This is a genomic window from Pseudomonas sp. GM48, assembly GCF_000282335.1.
GTDB lineage: Bacteria > Pseudomonadota > Gammaproteobacteria > Pseudomonadales > Pseudomonadaceae > Aquipseudomonas.
This window is the reverse complement of record NZ_AKJM01000194.1, coordinates 1-1,900: the sequence shown is the minus strand read 5'-3', so window position 1 is coordinate 1,900 and position 1,900 is coordinate 1. Positions and strand designations below refer to the sequence as shown.

Sequence of the window (1,900 nt, the reverse complement as noted above, 5' to 3'; positions counted from 1 at the left end):
GCCAGCCGACCTGAATCTGGTGGATGTACCTCGACCCTGTAGGAGTGAGCCTGCTCGCGAAGGCGGCCTGCCAGCCGCAGGTACATCACAGACGAACGAATCCAGCAAACAGGACGGCCGGTAGGCCGCTTCGGGCGCTTTTGCGGTACACGTCCCCTCGTGAGGCCGAACGTCAGGGGCAAGAGCCCTTGGCTACTTGGAGCTTTTCCAAGTGACCCGCTGTAAAAGCTGAGCCCTAAGTGGCCGTTACCGCAGAAATGGATATGTACACCAGTAAAAAACACCTCGACCAACACACAGCTTTCGCGGGCAAGCCACGCTCCCACAGGGATTGCGGGTTACTCCAGAACGGTCTGCGCACGTTGATGTGTGGCATCGCCAGCAGCGGTGTAGGCCACCCTCGGCACACCCGGCAAACGCTGTTCCAGCAACGCACTCAAGGATTCTCCCGGTTCCAGGTAGGCGTCGCCGAAGTCGGCGCCGAGCCGGCTCGGGTGGGCGACGATTTCCAGCAATCCGTCGGGCGGCGGCTCGGCATTGCGCAGGTCCACCGGGGTGCACACGTAGTCGGCGGTGGCGCCGGCCAGGTTGCTCAGGCGACGGTTGAGCAGGTCCTTGAACACGCGCTTGGGCAGGCTGAGGTTTTGTCCCAGGTTGCGCGCCAGACGCACCGGTACCCCCTGGCGGGCAGCGAAGCGCGCGACGATCTCGCCGATTGGCCAGATGTTATGCACGTGTTGATGGGAGTCCAGGTGACTGGGGCGGATGCCGTTGTCCAGGCAGCGCTGCCACTGGGCTTCGAGTTCTTCGAGCACGGCGTGGCGATCCCGGCGCCCGAGCCAGAGGCGGGTGCGGGGCAGGTTGAGGTCGAACACGCCGGCACCGTCGCAAAACGTCGGGCGTTGCAGAATACTTTGGCTCAACGGACGGCCGTAGGTCAGGTTGAAGTGCAGGCCAATGCGGCCTTCGAGCAATGGATGCCGGGCGAGGACGCAGGCCGCTTCGAACGCCGGCATGTTGGCCATGGCGGTGGCGGAACTGATGAGCCCGGCCTGGAACGCGCCCAGGATCACGGCGTTTTCGCAGGCACTGAGGCCGAAGTCGTCAGCGTTGACTATCACTTGCCGAGGCATGTTCACCCTCCTTGAGTTTTTCCGTAGGCGCAGGCGTTTTGACCGCGGGTGTCGCGCCGGGCGCCGGGGTGGCGACTGCGGCCACCGCGCGTCGGGCGCGCCATTGCTGCAATCGGGGTTTGAAGCGTTGCCAGACCCGCAAGGCTAGCCCCAGCAGCAGGCCGCCTGGACGCCAGGAGTAAAAACTCCAGCGCCAGTGCTCCAGTTGCCCGGTCATGCGTTCGTGCAGTTGATGGCTGGAGTTTTCCAGGCTGACCCGTGACGCGTCGATCCACTGCCAGTTGTGTTCCAGGCCCCAGCGAATCCACTCTTCGAGCAGCACCCGGCCGCTGCCCAGATCGGCATATTGCGGCAGGAACGCCAGGTTGTAGTCGTACAGTCGGCCCTGTTCCAACAAGCCGAGGCGATAGCTGATGCAGCGCCCCTCCAGCTCCAGCACCACCACGCGCACCAGGCCTCGGGCCGCCAGGGCGGTGAAGGCACGGTCCATCCACTGGCGATGACGGGCATCGGAAAAAATCCCGACCCCTTCATCGCCTTTCCAGCTCACCGCTTCGACTTCACTGATTTCCTGCAACAGCGGCCCCATGGTCAGGGCGTCGGGAGTAATCCGCCGCACCAGGGCACCACACGCGGCGATGCGTTTGCGCGCGCGGCGCAGTTTGTAGCGCGGGTCGCCGGAGACTTCCTGATGGTCGGCCTCGCTGATCAGGTGCACCGGCACTCGACAGCTGAGGCGTTGTTCGGCGGTCGAACTGTTCGCCTGC

Annotated in this window: 2 protein-coding genes; both read right to left on the bottom strand. The window is 64.4% G+C overall.

All coding sequences use genetic code 11. The annotated features are described in order from the left end of the window. Nucleotides 1-338: 338 nt before the first annotated feature. Nucleotides 339-1,133 (bottom strand): ChbG/HpnK family deacetylase, encoded by a 795-nt coding sequence (locus PMI28_RS00180; protein ID WP_007992932.1) that lies wholly within the window; start codon nt 1,131-1,133, stop codon nt 339-341. Further along, the coding region (locus tag PMI28_RS00185; protein ID WP_007992930.1) for a GNAT family N-acetyltransferase at nt 1,105-1,900 on the bottom strand (796 nt) is incomplete at its 5' end. The genes PMI28_RS00180 and PMI28_RS00185, both read right to left, overlap by 29 nt.

What these genes read in the sequence shown, in the direction of transcription:
- PMI28_RS00180 (WP_007992932.1), bottom strand. Translation starts at nt 1,133, where the DNA reads ATGCCTCGGCAAGTGATAGTCAACGCTGACGACTTCGGCCTCAGTGCC.